At 39.6% G+C, this 20,766-nt stretch carries 23 protein-coding genes; 6 read left to right on the forward strand and 17 right to left on the reverse strand.

Annotated features, from left to right (window positions below):
* Positions 1-14 precede the first annotated feature (14 nt).
* The gene (gene ppx, locus J663_RS09210; protein WP_033849270.1) at positions 15-1,535 is read right to left on the reverse strand and encodes an exopolyphosphatase; all 1,521 of its coding nucleotides are present in this window, start codon (positions 1,533-1,535) and stop codon (positions 15-17) included.
* A 275-nt stretch (positions 1,536-1,810) separates the two neighbouring features.
* On the opposite strand from ppx, the gene trxA reads away from it, so the two are divergent.
* Complete coding sequence (trxA, locus tag J663_RS09215; RefSeq protein WP_002054512.1) at positions 1,811-2,137, forward strand: thioredoxin; 327 nt, start codon at positions 1,811-1,813, stop codon at positions 2,135-2,137.
* Between the two features lie 322 nt (positions 2,138-2,459).
* The gene (gene rho / locus J663_RS09220; RefSeq protein ID WP_002117304.1) at positions 2,460-3,728 is read left to right on the forward strand and encodes a transcription termination factor Rho; all 1,269 of its coding nucleotides are present in this window, start codon (positions 2,460-2,462) and stop codon (positions 3,726-3,728) included.
* A 191-nt stretch (positions 3,729-3,919) separates the two neighbouring features.
* Here the strand turns inward: rho and J663_RS18885 are convergent, their stop codons facing one another.
* Positions 3,920-4,045 (reverse strand): hypothetical protein, encoded by a 126-nt coding sequence (locus tag J663_RS18885; RefSeq protein ID WP_002117184.1) that lies wholly within the window; start codon positions 4,043-4,045, stop codon positions 3,920-3,922.
* Between the two features lie 94 nt (positions 4,046-4,139).
* Here J663_RS18885 and J663_RS09225 point away from each other — a divergent pair, with 94 nt between their 5' ends.
* Complete coding sequence (locus J663_RS09225; RefSeq protein ID WP_017387628.1) at positions 4,140-4,382, forward strand: hypothetical protein; 243 nt, start codon at positions 4,140-4,142, stop codon at positions 4,380-4,382.
* A 139-nt stretch (positions 4,383-4,521) separates the two neighbouring features.
* On the opposite strand, the gene J663_RS09230 is transcribed toward J663_RS09225, so the two are convergent.
* The 3 genes from J663_RS09230 to pheS are packed head-to-tail and all read right to left on the reverse strand — an operon-like array spanning position 4,522 to position 8,209.
* Complete coding sequence (locus J663_RS09230; protein ID WP_000126166.1) at positions 4,522-4,818, reverse strand: integration host factor subunit alpha; 297 nt, start codon at positions 4,816-4,818, stop codon at positions 4,522-4,524.
* The gene (gene pheT / locus J663_RS09235) at positions 4,815-7,196 is read right to left on the reverse strand and encodes a phenylalanine--tRNA ligase subunit beta (RefSeq protein WP_033849272.1); all 2,382 of its coding nucleotides are present in this window, start codon (positions 7,194-7,196) and stop codon (positions 4,815-4,817) included. The genes J663_RS09230 and pheT overlap by 4 nt, the downstream gene beginning before the upstream one ends.
* Positions 7,197-7,228: 32 nt before the next feature.
* The gene (gene pheS / locus J663_RS09240) at positions 7,229-8,209 is read right to left on the reverse strand and encodes a phenylalanine--tRNA ligase subunit alpha (RefSeq protein ID WP_033849273.1); all 981 of its coding nucleotides are present in this window, start codon (positions 8,207-8,209) and stop codon (positions 7,229-7,231) included.
* Between the two features lie 158 nt (positions 8,210-8,367).
* Between pheS and J663_RS09245 the strand changes: the two genes are divergently transcribed.
* Entirely contained in the window at positions 8,368-9,360 is a 993-nt protein-coding gene (locus J663_RS09245) for a hypothetical protein (RefSeq protein WP_033849275.1), read from the forward strand.
* 52 nt (positions 9,361-9,412) lie between these two features.
* On the opposite strand, the gene rplT is transcribed toward J663_RS09245, so the two are convergent.
* The 3 genes from rplT to J663_RS09260 are packed head-to-tail and all read right to left on the reverse strand — an operon-like array spanning position 9,413 to position 10,178.
* A complete protein-coding gene (rplT, locus tag J663_RS09250; protein ID WP_000124858.1) occupies positions 9,413-9,772 on the reverse strand; it encodes a 50S ribosomal protein L20 in 360 nt (119 codons plus the stop codon).
* 11 nt (positions 9,773-9,783) lie between these two features.
* Complete coding sequence (rpmI, locus tag J663_RS09255) at positions 9,784-9,978, reverse strand: 50S ribosomal protein L35 (protein ID WP_002054552.1); 195 nt, start codon at positions 9,976-9,978, stop codon at positions 9,784-9,786.
* Positions 9,979-9,989: 11 nt separating this feature from the next.
* Positions 9,990-10,178 carry a hypothetical protein gene (locus J663_RS09260; protein ID WP_033849278.1) on the reverse strand — a complete coding sequence of 63 codons (189 nt, stop codon included), beginning with the start codon at positions 10,176-10,178 and terminating at the stop codon, positions 9,990-9,992.
* A 38-nt stretch (positions 10,179-10,216) separates the two neighbouring features.
* Between J663_RS09260 and nreB the strand changes: the two genes are divergently transcribed.
* On the forward strand, positions 10,217-11,467 hold the full coding sequence (gene nreB / locus J663_RS09265; RefSeq protein ID WP_032062465.1) for a nickel resistance MFS transporter NreB: 1,251 nt from the start codon (positions 10,217-10,219) through the stop codon (positions 11,465-11,467).
* Between the two features lie 40 nt (positions 11,468-11,507).
* Here the strand turns inward: nreB and J663_RS09270 are convergent, their stop codons facing one another.
* From J663_RS09270 to thrS, 4 genes are all read right to left on the reverse strand, one after another.
* Positions 11,508-11,936 (reverse strand): YqaA family protein, encoded by a 429-nt coding sequence (locus tag J663_RS09270; protein ID WP_033849281.1) that lies wholly within the window; start codon positions 11,934-11,936, stop codon positions 11,508-11,510.
* Positions 11,937-11,992: 56 nt separating this feature from the next.
* Positions 11,993-12,613 (reverse strand): glutathione S-transferase N-terminal domain-containing protein, encoded by a 621-nt coding sequence (locus tag J663_RS09275; protein WP_033849283.1) that lies wholly within the window; start codon positions 12,611-12,613, stop codon positions 11,993-11,995.
* 227 nt (positions 12,614-12,840) lie between these two features.
* The gene (gene infC, locus J663_RS09280) at positions 12,841-13,392 is read right to left on the reverse strand and encodes a translation initiation factor IF-3 (RefSeq protein ID WP_075383312.1); all 552 of its coding nucleotides are present in this window, start codon (positions 13,390-13,392) and stop codon (positions 12,841-12,843) included.
* A gap of 5 nt (positions 13,393-13,397) precedes the next feature.
* Positions 13,398-15,320, reverse strand: a complete 1,923-nt coding sequence (thrS, locus tag J663_RS09285; protein ID WP_002117224.1) for a threonine--tRNA ligase — start codon at positions 15,318-15,320, stop codon at positions 13,398-13,400.
* Between the two features lie 391 nt (positions 15,321-15,711).
* On the opposite strand from thrS, the gene J663_RS09290 reads away from it, so the two are divergent.
* Positions 15,712-17,349 (forward strand): acyl-CoA synthetase, encoded by a 1,638-nt coding sequence (locus J663_RS09290; protein ID WP_033849286.1) that lies wholly within the window; start codon positions 15,712-15,714, stop codon positions 17,347-17,349.
* 48 nt (positions 17,350-17,397) lie between these two features.
* On the opposite strand, the gene yjgA is transcribed toward J663_RS09290, so the two are convergent.
* From yjgA to panB, 5 genes are read right to left on the reverse strand one after another with little or no spacing between them, the layout of a single operon-like run.
* On the reverse strand, positions 17,398-17,934 hold the full coding sequence (gene yjgA / locus J663_RS09295; RefSeq protein WP_019767969.1) for a ribosome biogenesis factor YjgA: 537 nt from the start codon (positions 17,932-17,934) through the stop codon (positions 17,398-17,400).
* Positions 17,935-17,936: 2 nt separating this feature from the next.
* A complete protein-coding gene (locus J663_RS09300; RefSeq protein WP_000567533.1) occupies positions 17,937-18,206 on the reverse strand; it encodes an HPr family phosphocarrier protein in 270 nt (89 codons plus the stop codon).
* Positions 18,203-19,054, reverse strand: a complete 852-nt coding sequence (gene rapZ / locus J663_RS09305) for an RNase adapter RapZ (protein ID WP_005066272.1) — start codon at positions 19,052-19,054, stop codon at positions 18,203-18,205. The genes J663_RS09300 and rapZ overlap by 4 nt, the downstream gene beginning before the upstream one ends.
* Positions 19,055-19,080: 26 nt before the next feature.
* Entirely contained in the window at positions 19,081-19,926 is an 846-nt protein-coding gene (panC, locus tag J663_RS09310; RefSeq protein ID WP_033849289.1) for a pantoate--beta-alanine ligase, read from the reverse strand.
* A gap of 3 nt (positions 19,927-19,929) precedes the next feature.
* Positions 19,930-20,739 carry a 3-methyl-2-oxobutanoate hydroxymethyltransferase gene (gene panB / locus J663_RS09315; RefSeq protein WP_002117298.1) on the reverse strand — a complete coding sequence of 270 codons (810 nt, stop codon included), beginning with the start codon at positions 20,737-20,739 and terminating at the stop codon, positions 19,930-19,932.
* Positions 20,740-20,766: the final 27 nt, after the last annotated feature.

Here is a 20,766-nt window from a genome sequence, read left to right on the forward strand (position 1 = left end):
CGAATATTATCCCTTTAATCGATAAATTTTTCCGACTGAATATTCAATTCAATGTCCCAATGCTTAAACTGCTCTTGCTCATCATGCAAGTCGGCAACTAACAATGGCCATTGTTTGGCATCACCAGAAACACTAAGTTGCCATTGTTGATCATTTATGATGGTCAGTTCAATGGCAGGAAGCATCTGATCACTTCGACTATGGTTGAGTAAAACTGCTAGGCGAAGTAATAAACATAGATAAAGTAATTTATGACCACCAGCCTTCAAAATTTCATTTTTTACATCATTTCGCAATTTACGACGGTGGTGAGCGACCAAATGTGAAAGGTGATTTTGATCAATTTGTGAGAAGCCCGGAATATCAGAATGCTGCAATAAATAAGCACCATGACGGTGATACCCACCATGACTAATTGCTAAACCAATTTCGTGCAAATAGGCAGCTCGGCGCAGTAAGTCACTGTCTTCACTGGTTAAATTAAGAGATTCTGCAACACCATCAAATAATTGTTGTGCTGTATTTACAACTCGTTCTGCTTGTTTTGGATCTGCGTTATACCGTCCCATTAAGGCTTGTACACTACGATCACGGATATCTTCATGTTTAAAACGACCTAATAGGTCATACATGACTCCTTCACGTAATGCACCATCAGAATATGCCAAACGATCAATTTCTAAAACTTCGAAAACTGCGTACAAAATTGCCAATCCGGCTGGCAAAACTGCTCGTCGGTCTTCTCTTAACCCTTCAAAATCAATTTCAGAAATATTTTTAAACTTAAGTAATTTATCTTTGAGTTTATATAACCCTTCTCGAGTGACGTTTTCTTGCTCATCACTCAAGCCCATATTCACCATAATTTGGCGGCAAGCTTTAATCGTTCCACTAGAACCAACGACAGTATCCCAACCTTCCATTTTATACGTTGTTGCAATAGCTGAAAGTTCTTTACGGGCAGCAACTACTGCTTTATCAAAGGCTTTTTGTGTGATTTCGCCATCGGCAAAGTAGGCTTTTGTATAAGCCACGCATCCCATTTGCAATGACTCTGTATAAATAGGCTCAAACTCTTCACCAATAATGAACTCAGTAGAACCACCACCAATATCTACAACTAAACGTCGACCACCATTTGCCATGGTATGCGATACGCCAAGATAAATCAGGCGTGCTTCTTCTCGTCCGGCAATAATTTCAATAGGTTTAGGCAAAATTTCTGCTGCTTTTTGAATAAATTCATGGCCATTTTTTGCCTGACGCAAAGCATTGGTCGCCACAATTCGTAAGCGATTTGGTTGAACAGAACTTAATCTCCCTACAAAACGCGCCAAGCAGGCTAAGCCTCGTTGCTGAGCGGCTTCCGTTAGGTTTTTATTCTCATCTAAACCAGCTGCGAGCTGTACTTTTTCTGACATCGAAGCAACTTTTTTAACTTCGCCATGATCTACCCGTGCAATTGCAAGGTGAAAACTGTTCGACCCCATATCTATGGCGGCAAGTAATTCTTCATCAATCAGAAAATCAGACATTATTGAACTAAACCCATAACAATTCACGCCTAGAGTAATTCACAAGAATGCAATTGAAAAGCCATTTTCATCAACAATTAGCTGTCATTTAAATTTTTCTATTTATAAGTTGATTGTACAAGTCGATGATGAATATCGTGAGCATCCATTAGACAAATTTAGTTAAGCCTTGAATAATAGCATCAAACCCTTACATTGAACTAAGTAGCTATGTAATACTGATAGAGATAATTTCTCCTGTAATAGCACTTTTTTCTAAAAATTGGAGCCGTACCATGTCTGCGACTATTGTAAATACAACTGATGATAACTTCCAAGCAGATGTTTTAGATGCTGAAACCCCTGTACTTGTTGACTTCTGGGCAGGATGGTGTGCACCTTGTAAAGCAATCGCACCTGTTCTTGAAGATCTATCAAGTGAATATGCAGGTAAAGTAAAAATTGTTAAAGTTGATGTGACTTCTTGCGAAGATACAGCAGTGAAATACAACATCCGTAACATTCCTGCTTTACTACTTTTCAAAAACGGTGAAGTTGTAGCTCAACAAATTGGTGCTGTACCTCGCTCTAAACTTGTTAGCTTTATTGATGAAAATGTTTAAGTCAAAATGCTAAAAAAGAAAATACGCTATACTTTTTTATAGCGTATTTTTTTCGCCTATAAATTGACAAATTTGCTAGGCTGGCTTATATTGCATGCTCAAGAGGCACTGAAGGGAATCATCTTCGTCCGGCTTCTTACAAGACACAAACATAAAGATCGCCACTCGGCAACAGAAATTGTTTTTTCACATTTCTCTTCGAAACAATTAATCAGACTTCTGAATTGTTATTGTGTAAATACAATTGCGATAATCTTTTTTGTATGCGAGCGATTTTTCTTCTTTTTAAACCACACTCTACTCTTTCCTAATTCTGACCCTTATGAATTTAACTGAACTCAAGAAAAAACCAATCGGCGAACTAATTAAAATTGCTGAATTTATGGGCCTGGAAGGTATGGCTCGTAACAGAAAGCAAGATATTATTTTTGCCATTTTGAAACGCCATGCAATGAATGGCGAAGAAATTTTTGGTGATGGCGTTCTCGAAATTCTCTCTGATGGTTTTGGTTTTTTGCGTTCTGCCGCAGGTTCGTATTTAGCAGGTCCGGATGATATTTATGTGAGCCCTTCACAGATCCGACGCTTTAACTTGCGTACAGGTGATACCATCACAGGTACTATTCGCCCTCCAAAAGAAGGTGAGCGTTATTTTGCGTTGCTCAAAGTTAACCAGATTAACTACGACACGCCAGAAAATTCTCGTAATAAAATTTTATTTGAAAACTTAACTCCCCTTTTCCCGACCGAACAATTGGTTATGGAATTAGGTAATGGTACGACAGAAGACTTAACTGCTCGTGTCGTTGATTTAGTTGCGCCAATTGGTAAAGGCCAACGTTCTATTATTGTTGCACCGCCGAAAGCGGGTAAAACAATGTTACTTCAAAATATTGCTCAATCGATTGTTAGAAACAATCCAGAAGTATTCTTGATTGTTCTATTAATTGACGAACGTCCAGAAGAAGTAACCGAAATGGAGCGTACTGTTCGCGGTGAAGTTATTGCGTCAACATTTGATGAAGCACCAGCTCGCCATGTACAAGTTGCAGAAATGGTAATTGAAAAAGCTAAACGTCTTGTTGAGCATAAAAAAGATGTTGTGATTCTTCTTGACTCTATTACCCGCCTTGCACGTGCTTACAACACTGTTATTCCGTCATCAGGCAAAGTATTAACTGGTGGTGTAGACGCTCATGCATTAGAGCGCCCTAAACGTTTCTTCGGTGCAGCACGTAATATCGAAGAAGGTGGTTCACTTACGATCATCTCTACTGCTTTGATTGAAACAGGCAGTAAAATGGATGATGTAATTTATGAAGAATTCAAAGGTACAGGTAACCAAGAGATTACGCTTGATCGCCGTATTGCTGAAAAACGTGTCTTCCCTGCTATGAATATCAAAAAATCTGGCACACGTCGTGAAGAGCGTTTAATGGATGAGGATAAATTACGCAAAGTATGGATCCTCCGTAAGCTACTTCACCCTATGGATGAATTAGCAGCAATGGAATTCTTACTTGACCGTATGAAAGAAACGAAAACAAACGATGATTTCTTTGATCAAATGAAACGTAAAGCTTCAACTTAATTGCTTAAACCTTAATAAAAAGCCACTCTTTTGAGTGGTTTTTTATTTGGTTGACAAGCTTTACACAAAAATACATTTCGCTGATTTTTATGTAAAATTATTTATAAGTTTTTGATAATAAATATTTTTGCATAAAAAAGCTTAATTTTTTTAGTAGCTTACCTCTACCTTTTCCAATATATACGAGCTGATTAATTGTTTTTTTCTGTTAAAAAACAGTCTGTTTTTCTCTTTTTCATACGTTTTTTTGACAGACGACAGTAGTATTTCAGCATTTGCAGTGATAGCATAGCGGCAGACCAGTTAGACTGCTCCATGCGTTGTTACCTAGCTACGTTTTAGGAATAATAAAAGCAAAACAGTCCAACTTAGGTTTTTTTAATCTCAAATCTTTTTTGTGAGAGTGATGCCATGTTATTCAAAAAATTCGCTGTTGCTGCTGCTGTTGCTGCTACTTTAGCTTTCGTTGGTTGTTCTAAGAAAGAAGAAGCTCCTGCTGCTGCTTCTGAAGCTGTAGCTGCTGCTTCTGAAGCTACTGCTGCTGCTTCTGAAGCTGCTGTAGCTGTTGACGCTGCTGCTTCTGAAACTGCTGCTGCTGCTTCTGACGTTGCTGCTGCTGCTTCTGACGTTGCTGCTGCTTCTGCTGCACACTAATCTATATTCTAGATTAGATAAAAAAGAGGACATTTTGTCCTCTTTTTTTATATCTAAATTTTGATTTTCTAAGATTAAGCGGTCCTATATTGCTGCCCAAGAAACTATATAAAGCTATTTAAAATATAAAAAAAGCAGATCAATCGATCTGCTCATTTCCAACGCGCTGTCTAAACTTCTGACCCGCTCTGAACGTAACTACACGGCGCGCAGAAATTGGAATTTCCTCGCCTGTCTTAGGGTTACGTCCTGGGCGTTCGCGTTTATCTCTTAACTCGAAATTACCAAAACCAGAAAGCTTAACCTGCTCCCCTGCAATAAGCGCTTGGCTAATCTCGTCGAAGAACAACTCGACCATTTGTTTTGCTTCACGGCGATTTAAGCTGGTTAACTCACTTAAATGATCAGCCATGTCTGCTTTAGTTAATGCTGTCATGAGGCCCTCAATGTCGCTTGATAAGTGTTTTCCAACACTTGGATTATATTGTCCATACCAGATTTAATTTCAGCATCTTCAAGCGTACGTGAAGGATGTTGCCATAATAATGCAAACGCCAATGAGCGCTTACCTTCTTCGACACCCTGCCCCGTATACACATCGAATAACCATGTAGAGTCTAAAAGCTCTCCACCAGTTTTTTCGATTAACTGCTGAATATCTCTAACATTTATATTATCAGAGATTAAAAGCGCAATATCACGTCTAATCGAAGGAAAACGTGATAATTCTGTAAAATTAGATACATAAGATTGCAAAACGGCTGTTTGATTAAGTTCAGCAACCCAAGTTGTGCTTAAATCTAGCTCATTTTCTAAAGATGGATGCAGACGGCCTAAATAACCAATTGGTTGCCCATCAACTAAAATTTCAGCAGACTGCCCTGGATGCAACCATGCACGCTCTGAACGTACATATTCAACTTTGACACGACCAGCAGCTAAAATCTCTTCAATTTCTCCTTTGAAGTCGAAGAAATCCATTGGCTGAGGCTTAACATGCCAAGATTCAGATTGTTGTGAACCTACTGCAACCAAAGCTAAAGTTGGAATCTGTTTTAGATCTTCAATACTTTTAGCATTTTGATAATCAAAACGAAGTCCTAATTCAAAGAAACGAACACGACTTTGTTGACGATTGAGATTATATTGTACGCAAGGGATTAAACTTGAAAGTAGAGTACTACGCATTGCAGCCAAATCACTTGAAATTGGATTTGCTAGCATTAACGGATTTACTTGCGGGTTCAATTGCTTTTCAAGTTTTGCATCAGCAAAGCTAAAACTAATTGCTTCTTGATAACCTAAAGTCACGATAGTTTGGCGTAACTCTGCAATTTCAAATCGGTCTTGATATTTAGCTAATTGAACATCCATGCATGGTAAGCTAATTTGGATATTGTCATAACCATCAATACGTGCCACTTCTTCAATTAAATCTTGATAAATAACCATGTCATAGCGATGTGATGGAGGTACTACATTCCACTCACCTTCAGCTTTAACAGTTACTTCACACCCTAGTCGAGTTAAAGCATCTGCAATGAAATCAGCCGTCAATTGATATCCCAACAATTGGTCTACCTGAGCTTGTTTCAGTTCAATTGCTTCACGCTTTGGTAAAATTTCAGTTTTTTCAGCCACAGTAATTGGACCAAATTCACCACCTGCCAACTCTTGAATAAGCTGCGAAGCACGGTTCATGGCAATTAACGGCAACTCAAAATCTACACCACGTTCATAACGCTGTGAAGAATCAGTATGCAAGCCAAAACGGCGAGCACGTCCAGCAATAGCAAGTGGCGCGAAGAATGCACTTTCTAGGAAAATGTCAGTTGTGTCATCAGTTACGCTTGATGCTAACCCCCCCATAATTCCGGCAATTGCCAAAGCTTTCTGGTCATCAGCAATCACCATTATATCTTCTTGCAACTCAACTTCTTGATCATTAAGAAGTTGTAGTTTTTCTTGTGGCTGAGCTTGACGCACATGTACAGTTCCTTCGATTTTAGCTAAATCGAAAGCATGCATTGGCTGACCCAGTTCCATAAGGACATAGTTCGTCACATCAACCAAAATACTGTGCGTGCGAATTCCTGAACGAGCTAAAGCCTGCTCCATCCACTCAGGAGTAGCAGCTTTTACATTAACGTTTTTAATTACACGTCCTAAATAGCGTGGAGCACCTTCAGTGCTGATCACTACTTTCTTCTCATCAGCAATTGTCGCGTCAACTGATTTAATATCAGGTTCATTCATTTGCAGTTGGTTAATTACTGCAATCTCACGAGCGATACCACGGATACTGAAACAGTCACCACGGTTTGGTGTAATACTGATATCGATGACGTTATCATCGAGTTTTAAGTATTCACGGATGTTTATCCCTACTGGAGCATCGGCAGGTAACTCAAGCAAACCATCGATTTTATCTTCAAGATCAATTTCAGAAGCACCACAAAGCATGCCTTGTGACTCAACTCCACGAAGTTTACCTTTTTTGATTTTGAAATCACCTGGTAATACAGCACCAATCGTTGCAACTGGAGCTTTCATGCCAGCACGAACATTCGGTGCCCCACAAACAATTTGTAAAGGCTCGCCCGAACCAATATTAACTGTCGTTACACGCAAACGATCTGCATCTGGATGCTGCTCAACTGTTAAAACTTCGCCGACCACGACGCCAGTAAATGGCTTAGCAACAGGTGCAAGTTCATCAACTTCAAGACCAAGCATAGTTAACTGATCAGACAATGTCTCACTATCAATTGCCGGGTTAACCCATGTGCGTAGCCAATTTTCGCTAATCTTCATCTTTATAAACCTTTTTTAATCCTGAAAAAATGTTAGGCAAATTGGCGTAAGAAACGCACATCATTTTGATAGAACATACGCAAATCATTAATGCCATAACGCAACATTGCAAAACGCTCTACCCCTAAACCAAAAGCAAAGCCTTTGTATTTATCAGGATCAATACCCGCAGCACGCAATACATTTGGATGTACCATGCCACAGCCTAAAACTTCTAACCAACGTCCACGCTCATCCATGATATCTACTTCTGCACTAGGCTCTGTAAATGGGAAATATGAAGGACGGAAACGTACTTTTAAATCTTTCTCAAAAAATTCATTCAGTAGGTTAATCAATAAACCTTTTAATTCAGCAAAGCTTGTGTTCTCAGCAACATATAAGCCTTCGATCTGGTGGAACATTGGTGAATGCGTTTGATCCGAATCACAACGGTAAACACGGCCAGGGCATACTATACGAATTGGCGGCTCACCCGTCTCCATTGTACGAATCTGTACCCCAGAGGTATGCGTACGTAGCAAGTGAGTAGCATCAAAGTAGAAAGTATCGTGCATAGCACGTGCCGGATGGTGACCAGGAATATTTAATGCTTCGAAATTGTGATAGTCATCTTCAACTTCTGGACCGGTTGCTACTGTAAAACCAGCTTTAGTGAAGAACTGACAAATTCGCTCTTGTACCTGAGTAACAGGATGAACTGTACCAATACGTTGACCACGGCCCGGCAATGTAATATCAATCGTTTCACTTGCTAGCTTTTGTGCAAGTGCTGCCTGTTGTAGTGCCGCTTGACGCTCTGTTAATGCAGTATTAATTGTTTCTCGAACAGCATGAATCGCAGCACCTTGTACTTTGCGTTCTTCAGGGTCCATTTTCCCTAATGCTTTCGATTGTTCTGCAAGCTGGCTTTTTTTCCCTGTAAATTGCACACGCACCTGATCAAGTGCAACAAGGTCTTGAGCTGCTGCAATGGCAGCAAGCGCTTCTGTGGTCAGGGCTTCCAGTGACATATTAACTCTCAAAGCAACAAATTTAAAAAATATAATAAAACACTGCATTCTAACAGTTTTTCATCGAATTGATGAAGTTTATCCATCATGAAAAATGTATTAGGCAACAAAAAGATAAAACGTATAAGATAGTAGCATCGTCAATGAGATCAACTATTATGGCGCTTAATCAGATTTGGAAACAACAACTTACGCTTGTGACATATGGTAATGAATACCTTCGTCAGAATTTAAGCTTTAACCAATGGCGACAACATCATATTTTCGACCATCATAGTTTTCAGTTTCGTGACTTAACTTCTCAACATTTGTTGGCCCAACACTTTCAAGTCTGGCTAGAAGCATTAAAAAAACAAGGCACCTCAAAACTCAGCTTACATTTATCAAGCCTTCTCAATGAAGAGCAAAATCCAAACGGTAATGTCGAGCTCTTACCTTATACTCATTTTATCGTGAGCCATCAGAATGATAAGAAATTTGCTTGGATTTTTGGCCATGAGCTTGCCGAATGGTATAACAATGATAATGAGTTTGAAGCCCCTGCCTCACAAACCTGTGAGCTTCGTTTAGAAACTTTCTGGCGTTTTGAACTCAATGAAAAATTATCAAAAAAAATTGAAGCTGATTTAAAAAATCCGCCATGGCAAGAAATAGCTGATTTTATGGATAGTGAATTATTTCGTAGTAAATATGCAGCAGGCTTTGAGGAGCCAGAACTTCAAAATGCACTTTTTGATGGTACAAATATTAAAAGCTTAGAGCCAAAACTTGCATTAATTCCCGAGAGCTATCCCGCAGATTATGCCCATCAACTTTTATATCGTACTCAAGCATTAGCTGATTATTTAGAACAAAAGAAACGCCTTGCAAATGATCCTTTGGGAGAAGAACTAGACCAAGAGCAACTCATCAATTTAAGAAACTTTACACAAAAAACTGATGATTTGTTTGCCAAGCTTATTGTAAAAGTTGCCAACCATTTTCAGACAGCTCAGATGGTGCCTGTAGTTAAGTCATCTCCATTTGAGCAATCAAATGAAAATCCACAGCATCTCAAGTCTCAGCACCATAAAGGCACTAGTTCAGGCGTTATTAAACTGGTTATTCTAACGATTATTATTTGTGCTTTGGCTTATTATTTTGGCCTTTAGATAAATAATAAAAAAGACCGCTAAAAAGCGGTCTTTCTTTGAATCTCTAAGCTTATGCAGCTAATGCGCCTTTAGCTTTTTCAGCTAAAGCAGCAAATGCTACTGCATCATGCATAGCGATGTCAGCTAATACGCGACGGTCGATGATCACTTGAGCTTTTTTCAAGCCATCGATCATACGGCTGTAAGACAAACCGTTTTGACGAGCACCAGCATTGATACGCGCAATCCATAGAGCACGGAATTGACGTTTCTTTTGACGGCGGTCACGGTAAGCGTATTGACCAGCTTTGATTACCGCTTGGAACGCTACGCGGTAAACGCGTGAACGAGCACCGTAGTAACCTTTAGCGCGAGCAAGAATTTTTTTGTGACGACGATGAGCCACTACACCACGTTTTACACGAGCCATTTATAATCTCCTTAGATGTATGGGCACATACGACGAACTGAATTCATGTCAGAAACATGAACCATTACACAGCCGCGTAATTGACGGATACGTTTAGCAGATTTTTTGGTCAAAATGTGGCGCTTGAATGCTTGTTTGCGCTTAAAACCGTTTGCAGTCGCTTTGAAGCGTTTAGCTGCACCACGGCGAGTTTTTAACTTAGCCATAGTAACCTCTTTTAGGCACCTGTTCGGCGCGATTGCACCATTGCAAAATCGACCTGCAGGTAAGGAAGCGCGTATTTTATAGCATGCTGACTAAAATTAAAACTATTAGTTACTGTTTTTATGAGTGCAGGAAAGACTTTTCCAAATTCAACCGTGCCAACAATATCAATAATAAATAAAGCACCTGTGCTTTTTTCCATTTATAATACGATCAAATTATCAACATACGATATTCCTAATGCAGAAACATGATGCATTTGCTGCCTTACGCTACAGAGATTTCTCAATTGTTACGATTAATCAATTTTGCTTAACTTTAGCAATTCTGATTCAAGAAATTATTGTTGCTTACTCACTCTATCAAATCACCAAAGATCCTCTGACTCTAGGTTTAATAGGACTTGCAGAAGCCATTCCTTTTATTGCTCTTTCTCTTTGGGGTGGCTATTTTGCAGATCGGTTTAATAAACAGATTATTATGAAAATCTGTTTATTTTTCTCGGTTCCTCTTCCTTTAGTACTATGGTCGCTGTTCCATCTGCATGGTCTAGGTCATATCAGCGTAAATTTCCTTTCATGGGGTATTTATGCTGTTATTTTTGGTTTGGGTACAATTCGTGGCTTTTACAATCCTTCTGCAACGTCTTTAAAACCATTTTTGATACCTCGTGAACTGTATGCAAATGGTGCAACATGGACGACAATCGGTTGGCAAAGTGGTGTAATTATCGGGCCAATGCTTGGTGGTTTCATGCTTGCCTATTTAGGCCGAGAAACAAGCTTATTTAGTGTTGCGGTTTTACTTGCTATTTGTTTTATCTTAATTAACCTATTGCATAAGCGTACTTTCCCTAAAATTGAAACTGCTAATGTTTTAGAAAGTTTAGGAGATGGTTTCCGTTTTATCTGGAAAACTAAAATTGTTCTTTGGGCAATTTCTCTTGATTTAGCTTCTGTTTTATTTGGTGGAGTCATCGCATTATTACCAATTTTTGCAGAAGATATCTTAAAAGTCGGCCCAGAAGGACTGGGATATTTGCGTGCGGCACCCTCTATTGGAGCGCTCGTCACTATGATTGCTTTGACTCGCTTCCCACCAACTCAGCATGCATGGCGTAACATGCTACTTGCTGTTGCAGGATTTGGTGTTTTCACGATTCTTTTCGCGTTCTCAAATAACATGTGGTTATCACTATTTGCGTTGGCTATGACAGGTGCTTGTGACAGCATTTCAGTTGTGGTTAGACAAACCATTTTGCAAATTTTTCCGCCAGAAAATATGCGTGGACGCGTTGCTGCCGTAAACGGGATGTTCGTCTCATCAAGTAATGAGCTTGGTGCATTTGAGTCAGGGTTGGCAGCTAAATATTTAGGAACGATTGCAGCGACCATTTTTGGTGGTTGTATGACACTTGCAGTGGTCACCTTCTGTTGGCTAAAAACCAATGATCTATTTAAAGTCGATATTACTAAAAGCTCAGAAGACTAATTAAATCGTTTTAATAGAAGCATCTTCGGATGCTTTTATCTTAAATAAAATCTGCAATCACCCAATAAATAAAAATATAGCGTCCTGCTTTAGCAATCAAAACTATAATTAAAAAACGCCAAAAATTTTCTTTGAATAAGCCCGCAACTAAAGTAATTGGGTCACCAATCACAGGTGTCCAACTTAGAAGCAGCGAATAAAACCCATACTTATGATAAAAACGCTGAGCTTGTTCTAAGCGTTTTTCAGAAACTGGGAACCACTTTTTGTGTTTAAACTTCTCTATTTTTAAACCAAGCCACCAGTTAACACACGAGCCCAGTACATTTCCGAAAGTGGCAATAGAAATGAGAAGAAAAGCTGAGTGTTCTTTTTTTAATAATAAGGTAGCGAGCACAGCTTCTGATTGTAACGGTAATAATGTGGCCGCCCCAAAAGCACTTAAAAAAAGCAAAAAGTAACTCAGCATAACTCATCAAACCAAATGACTTTTTGCTTTAAACATTTATTAAATCCACGCAAAAATCAAGCTACTTTAATAGACAATGCTTTTTGAATCGCAGGACGTGCCGTTAAGCGAACAATGTATTCTTGGACATAAGGGTAATCCTCTAATTGGATACCCTGCCATTCATAGCGCAAGATCCAAGGTAAAATCGCCATATCAGCAATCGAGTATTCACCTGCAACAAATTTCTGACCAATGAGCTGTTTATTCAAAACGCCATATAAACGTTTAGTCTCATTTACATAGCGGTCTATAGCGTATGGAATTTTTTCTGGTGCAAAGCGGTTAAAATGATGATTCTGCCCAAGCATAGGTCCTAGTCCACCCATTTGCCACATGAGCCATTGTTCAACTTCAACTCGCTCTTGCTCATCTGCTGGATAAAATAATCCAGTTTTCCGACCTAAATATTGCAAAATAGCGCCTGATTCAAATATCGAAATTGGCTCACCACGTGGTCCATCTTGGTCAACAATTGCCGGAATTTTATTATTTGGAGAAATTCTCAGAAAGTCTGGTTGAAATTGATCATTTTCTAAAATATTGATGGGGTAAAGAGTATAATCCAGTCCCATTTCTTCTAAGGCAATTGTGATTTTATGTCCATTGGGAGTTCCCCAATAATAGAGATCAATCATTCTATTTCCTATTCATCGTTATCATGACTGCATCTTGCGTTATAGCATGTTTTAAGAGAAACGATGAGGTTTCCAACACTAAAAAATACATAAAATTCAAGAATTGAATTTCTTTTAAAAGATATCGCAATTGTCTTAAAGAAAACTGAACAAAGAAAATTTAATCATCTTTTTTATTATGATAAGGATATAAAAAAGCACTGCTTTTGCAGTGCTTTTTTTGAGTATTACTTTTTCTTTTTCGGTCCAAGTAACATACCCATTTGACGGCCTTCCATTTTAGGTGCTTGTTCCACAACCCCAAACTCAGCGACATCTGCTTCAATTTTTTGTAATTGAGCTAAGCCAAGTTGTTGGTGAGCCATTTCACGACCACGGAAACGTAAAGTGATTTTCACTTTGTTTCCTTCTTCAAGGAATTTCAAAATAGCACGAAGCTTAACTTGATAATCACCAACATCAGTTGCAGGGCGCAGTTTGATTTCCTTCACTTGCACTTGATGCTGTTTTTTCTTCGCATCTTTTTGCTTCTGCTTAAGGTCAAACAAGTGCTTGTTGTAATCCATAATTTTACAAACAGGCGGCTCGGCGTTTGCAACGATCTCAACTAGGTCAAGATCTGCCTCTTCAGCAGCGCGCAGTGCTTCATTTAATGAAACAATTCCTTTTTGCTCACCATCAGCACCAACGAGGCGTACTTCTTTTGCACGGATCTCGTCGTTAATTGCTGGACGGTTGCTTTTTGCACCTTGTTGTTGGTTACGGTCAGGCTGTTTAATCTTTCTTACTCCACAATATACCGGCCACGTTCGGCGACGGCAGACTTCACTAAGTCAATGAATGCATCTACTGACATAGTACCTAAATTTTTTCCTGAGCGGGTACGCACATTCACTGTACCTTCTTCAACTTCTCGATCACCAAGAACTAATAGGTAAGGAATACGCTCTAGAGTACGCTCACGAATCTTAAATCCGATTTTTTCATTTCTCAAGTCAGAAATAGCACGAAGGCCATTTTCTTTGAGTTTTGCTACGACTTTCTCACAAGCTTCAGCTTGAGAGTCCGTAATATTCATGACACATGCTTGTAACGGCGACAACCAAGGTGGCATGAAACCAGCGTAGTGTTCAATTAGTATACCAATAAAACGCTCAAAACTGCCAAGAATTGCACGATGCAACATCACAGGCTGATCACGATCATTGTCTTCAGTCACGTAAGACGCATCTAAACGTTCTGGTAAGTTGAAGTCACACTGAATAGTACCACACTGCCATACACGTCCGAGACAGTCTTTCAATGAGAATTCAATTTTCGGACCGTAGAACGCGCCTTCACCAGGTTGTAATTCCCATTCGAGACCCGCTGCATCTAAAGCATCTGCTAAAGATTTTTCAGCCATATCCCAAAGTGCATCATCACCCACACGTTTTTCTGGACGTGTAGAAAGTTTCATTTGCACTTCTTCAAAGCCAAAATCTTTATAAACTTCTAAAGTCAGCTTAATAAAGTCAGCAACTTCTTGACCGATCTGTTCTTTAGTACAGAAGATGTGTGCATCATCTTGTGTAAAGCCACGTACACGCATAATGCCGTGTAAAGAACCTGATGGTTCGTTACGATGACAAGAACCAAACTCTGCTAAACGAATCGGTAGATCACGGTAAGACTTCAAACCTTGGTTGAAAACTTGCACGTGACATGGGCAGTTCATTGGTTTAACGGCATAGTTACGATTTTCAGAATGAGTCGTAAACATGTTGTCAGCATAGTTCGCCGCATGACCTGACTTTTCCCACAATGTAAAATCTACGATTTGTGGTGTCTTAATCTCAAGGTAACCATTGTCTTGCTGAACTTTACGCATGTATTGTTCAAGTACTTGGTAAATAGTCCAGCCATTTGGATGCCAGAACACCATACCCGGTGCTTCTTCTTGCATATGGAACAAGTCTAAAGCTTTACCAATTTTACGATGGTCACGCTTTTCAGCTTCTTCGATACGTTTGATGTATGCAGCGAGCTGTTTTTTGTCTGCCCAAGCTGTACCATAAATACGTTGAAGCTGTTCGTTCTTCGCATCACCACGCCAGTATGCACCAGAGATTTTAGTGAGCTTGAACGATTTTAAGAATTTGGTATTCGGTACGTGTGGACCACGACACATATCCAAATAATCTTGATGGTAGTACAAGCCCATTTGTGTTTCTTCAGGCATGTCTGCAATCAAGCGTAATTTATATTCTTCACCACGCGCAGTAAATTCAGCAATAACTTCATCACGTGGTGTCATTTTTTTAACGACATCGTAATCTTGATCGATGAGCTTTTTCATCCGCTCTTCGATAGCTGCCATATCATCCAAGGTAAAAGGACGTGGCATCCAGATGTCGTAGTAAAAACCTTCTTCAATGACTGGACCAATCACCATCTTGGCTTCCGGGAAAAGCTGTTTAACAGCATGCCCTACAAGGTGTGCACAAGAATGGCGAATAATTTCAAGACCTTCCTCATCTTTTGGAGTGATAATTTGTAAGGTCGAATCTTCGGTAATTAAGTCACATGCATCAACTAAGCGATCATTTACACGGCCAGCAACAGTATTTTTTGCTAGACCAGGCCCAATACTTTGGGCAACTTCCATAACAGATACAGCGTGATCAAAACTCTTTTGATCGCCATTTGGCAATGTGATAATTGGCATAAAAAAATCCTTAAGGAGTGATGCCCTATACGAAGGAGCATTTCACCGCGAGATTATGATCGAGGCGAACCTCAAAATATAAAAACGGTGTAAATCAAAGTTAAAAAACCTGAAAGATTTTACACTTGTTCAAGCAATGTGAAAACCTTTGAGTCCATAAAATCATAAATACATTTTGCTTATCGCGTAAACAGCAATAAATGACTTAAAAATATATTGAGATGATTTTTAAACATGTTTAACACAAGTGGTTTAAGATGAAGAAAATAGCATTTCTGCTCATTTTTTGACTGGAGGGTATCGCCTTTAAGACTAAAGCATAGATGCTTTGATTAATATTACATCATATGTTCAAAGAATGAATTAAAAATAGAACACGGAGTTGTTTCACATGGTTAGTGCTTATGATGAGTTACCACGCACACCCGCAAATTTTGTTGCGTTATCACCTCTACGCTACCTAGAGCGTGCGGCTTATATTTACCCAGATCAAGCTTCAATTATTCATGGTAAGCGCCAAATTTCATGGAAAGAAACTTATCAGCGCTGCTGTCAATTTGCATCTCAGCTCAAGCAACTGGGAATTGAGAAAAATGATACGGTATCCGTTTTATTGCCAAATATTCCAGCCATGATTGAAGCGCATTTTGCAGTTCCTATGGCTGGGGCGGGACTTAATACCCTCAATACACGTTTAGATGCAAAAACAATCGCTTTCATGTTGGAACATGCTGAAAGTAAAGTGCTGTTGGTTGATCCTGAATTTGTGAATTTGGCAAGAGAGGCTCTCTCACTTATTCCTAATCAACACATTATTGTAATTGATGTAGCTGATACCGAATATGAAGGCGAAAATCAGTTTTTGGGTTCCTTTGAATATGAAGAATGGATCGCTCAAGGTGACATTAACTTCTCTTGGCATTTACCAGAAGATGAATGGGATGCGATTAGCTTAAATTACACATCTGGAACTACAGGTAATCCTAAAGGTGTGGTCTATCATCATCGCGGGGCTTATCTTAATGCTGCAAGCAATATCTTGGCTTGTGGAATGAAACCGCGTGCTGTGTATTTATGGACACTGCCGCTCTTTCATTGTAATGGCTGGGGTTTTGCATGGAGCATAGCAGCAAGTGGTGGAACTAATATTTGTTTACGCAAAGTCGATCCTGAATTAGTCATGCAATTGATTGCAGAACACAAAGTTGATTATTTCTGTGGTGCGCCTATTGTTCTTTCAATGATTCTTAACTTACCTAAAGAAAAACAAACCAGCTTTGATCACCATGTTGAAGTCATGGTTGCTGGGGCAGCTCCCCCTGTTGCCATTATTGAAGGGATGCGGAACATGGGAATTAACGTAAACCATGTATATGGCTTAACAGAAACGTATGGACCTTCTGCTCTATGTGCTTCGCAATCTGGATGGAATGAGCTATCAATTGCTGAACAAGCCCAGCTTCATTCGCGCCAAGGCGTACCCTACCCATTACAAGATAGTATGCGTGTGTTAGATCCCGAGACTATGGAACCTGTGCCTAATGATGGTCAAACCATGGGAGAAATTATGTTCCGTGGCAATATTGTCATGAAAGGCTATTTAAAGAACCCTAAAGCAACTCAAGAAGCATTTGCAGGTGGATGGTTCCATACGGGAGACTTGGCTGTTTGCCACCCAGATGGTTATGCAAAAATTACTGATCGTTCGAAGGACATCATTATTTCTGGTGGAGAAAATATTTCATCTTTAGAAGTAGAAGACGTTTTATATAAACATCCTGCTGTATTAACTGCTGCGGTAGTTGCTAAACCTGATGCCCGTTGGCAAGAAGTACCCTGCGCGTTTATTGAGTTAAAGATGGGTACTACAGCAACACCTGAAGAGATTATTGCACATTGCCAAAAAGAGTTAGCGCGCTTTAAAGTGCCTAAAGATGTAGTTATTACTGAAATTCCAAAGACATCGACAGGTAAATTACAGAAATTCATTTTGCGCGAATGGGCAAAAGAACGAGCTGAAAATATATAAATAAAAAAAGCGACGCCTTGAGCGTCGCTTTTTACTATTGAAGAGCAATTAGCCTTGATCAGACAATAAGGCAATTTGCTGCACATAGTTAACAAATTTACCTTTTGATGCCTCAAGCTCTGCTTCACTCACTTCTTGAGTCTTATCACGCTTGATTCTCAACACATGCTGACGCAATGTGTGACGTTCCGATGCATTATAAATTTTGCTAAATTCATTAATTGCAGGGTCGCCTTGTTCGATCATACGATCAACCCAACGCATCAATTGAGCCTGCTTTTTTGCGCCTTGCTGCGGAGTTAGATAAGACAAAATAACGGTCTCATCTTCATTGCGCAATAATTTACCAATACGTTGAAACTGACGACGACGAGCTTCAAAAGAACTAATGTTCTGTACTTCCATTAACGCATCAATTAAACGTTCATCTACTGGGAGTTTTTGAATCTGTTTAATAGAAAGTTGTGCTAACTGCTCGCCTAAAGCAGCCATACGTTGAACTGCTTTTTTCTGTTCTGTCTTACTTGCACGTCCTTCTAAAGAGCCAAAATCTTCTTCAGTATAACGTTGGGGACGACGTGCCACGATTAATCTGCCTCATAAAATTTTGCGGCGAATAACGCCTGTACTTCATTTAATGCCTGCTCTTCGTCGGTACCATCAATGACCAATCGTAAAGTGGTCCCTTTACCTGCACCTAACATCAGCAAAGACATAATATTTTTTGCATCTACTAAATGATCGCCTTTTCCAATTTGGATTGACGAACGAAATTTTGTAGTGACCTCTATCAGTTTTCCTGATGCACGAGCATGTAAACCGAGTTTATTAATTACATCAACAGTTGTGTCTATCATGACCAGTGCTTCATTTCTCTGTGTAAGACCTGAACAGACCATTCTGCCTCAAGTGCTTGTTTTAGTCTATCTACGATATAAACGGAACGATGTTGACCACCAGTACAACCAATAGAAATCGTCATATAGTGACGATGTCCTTCAGCAAATGCTGGAAGCCATTTTTTTAAGAAGTGAAGAATATCATCAAACATTTCGTTTGCTTGCGGACTTGCTTCTAAAAATTGTCTTACTGGCTCATCCAAACCAGAAAAACGTCTCAATTCTAAATCCCAATGCGGATTTGGTAAATGCCGTACATCAAAAACATAATCAGCATCTAAAGGAATGCCATGTTTATATCCAAATGACTGCAATATCACGATGAGCTTATCTGACTGCCCCAATTTAGACAGTAAAATATGCTTTAAATCATGAACACTTTTATCCGTTGTATCAATATGAACCGTAGCGCGGAACTGAATTGGCAGCAGTAACTGCTTTTCTTCATGAATACATTGCAACAGACTTTTAAAACGATTGGCCAATGGATGCGGACGACGCGATGCACTAAAACGTGCGATCAAATCCTGATCTTGCGTAGTCAGATAAATCACATCAACTGTGCCATGTTTTTGTAGTTGCTCAAAAACATGATCGAACTCTTGCATATCTGCACGAGTGCTTCGAACATCCACACCTAATGCCAACTGCTCTAGATTATTTTCATGATCTAGCTTTGCCACAATTTCGGGCAGCAATGCCAAAGGCAAATTATCAATACAGTAATAACCCAAATCTTCTAACACTTGGAGAGCCGAAGATTTTCCTGAACCAGACTGTCCTGTCACGATAAGTATACGCTTCATGGCATGGCTGTCCTTTGATCTGTTTATTAGGGTGTAAAGGCAACTTCTAAATTATCAATCAAACGTGTTGCACCTAATTTTGCCGCGACAAACAACACAATATCACGATCAAACTGAGTAGCAGGTAACAGATTTGATTGACGAGCTTCGACATAATCCACAACAAAGCCATTATCTGTCAACTGAGTTTTAATATCTTCTAAAACTTGTTGTAGATCTTTACCTTGATGTAACTGCTGTTCAGCTTGCTTTAAACTTTGATAAATAACTGGAGCGACTTGACGTTGTTCTGGGCTTAAATAACCATTTCTTGAGCTAAGGGCCAAACCATCTGCTGCACGAACAATTGGCACACCAATGACTTCTAGCGGGATATTTAAATCTTGTACAAACTGGCGAATCACTGCTAACTGTTGGTAATCTTTTTGACCAAAGAAAGCATAGTTAGGTTGCACAATATTAAAGAGTTTGGTGACCACCAAAGCTACGCCATCAAAATGACCTGGACGCGAGCTACCACATAAAGTATCAGTAATTTGGCTGACACTTATGTTGGTTAAACGAGGCTGAGTACCGTACATTTGCTCAACCGATGGCGCAAAAATAATGTCACAACCAACATCGGCTAATAAACGACTATCTTGTTCTAAAGTACGAGGATAGTTATCAAAATCTTCACCCGGTCCAAATTGGGTTGGATTTACGAAGATACTAACAACCACAACATCACATAACTTTTTCGCTTCACGAACAAGTGTGAGATGTCCTTCATGTAGATTTCCCATGGTTGGAACAAAACCAATAATTTTACGCGCAGCTCTAGCAGGATTTAAAGAAGCTGCAAGACCTTGTATGGTGGTTTCTGTTTTCATGAATTACAGCTCAACGTGGAAAGTATGTTCTTTGGCTGGAAATGACTGGTCCTGCACAGCAGCATGAAAAGCTTTAAAAGCGTCTAAGATTGCTGTTTCGCCAGATTGTTCTTTCATAAAGTTACGGACAAAACGCGCAACTCGACCAAAAGTTAAGCCCAACATATCCTGTACTACAAGTACCTGACCATCAGTCGCATTACCCGCACCAATACCAATCACAGGTGTATTTGGAAATAGTTCAGCAATTTCTTGTCCCAACTGAGCAGGAACACATTCAAGCAATAGAACTGCTGCGCCAGCTTCAACCACTGCCGTACAGTCAGCAATAAGTTGATCAGCTGCTTCACGTGTTTTAGCTTGTAATTTGTAACCACCAAATACGTGTACAGATTGAGGAGTTAAACCTAAATGTACGCACACAGGTACACCATTACGAGTTAACACTTGTACAGTTTCACTTAGCCAAGCGCCGCCTTCGATTTTGATCATCTGGGCACCAGCTTGCATAACTGTTCTTGCGTTTTGCAAAGCATCATTTAAAGTGGCATAACTCATAAATGGTAAGTCAGTCATAATCAAAGCATGCTGGTTACCGCGACGCACTGCCGCCGTATGATAAGCCATGTCCTCAACAGTTACAGGTAAAGTTGAGTCACGACCTTGAATTGCCATTCCAAGAGAATCACCAATTAAGATTGTATCAATTTCAGCAAGTTCCATTGCTTTTGCCATACTCGCATCGTAACAAGTTAGACAAGAGAACTTACGTCCTTCGGCTTTAAATTTTCTTAAGTCACTTAGACTAATCATGATGGTATCCTCTACAGGAGTTTGCAG

This window comes from Acinetobacter sp. 826659 (genome assembly GCF_000588515.1).
Taxonomy (GTDB): Bacteria; Pseudomonadota; Gammaproteobacteria; order Pseudomonadales; family Moraxellaceae; genus Acinetobacter; species Acinetobacter pittii.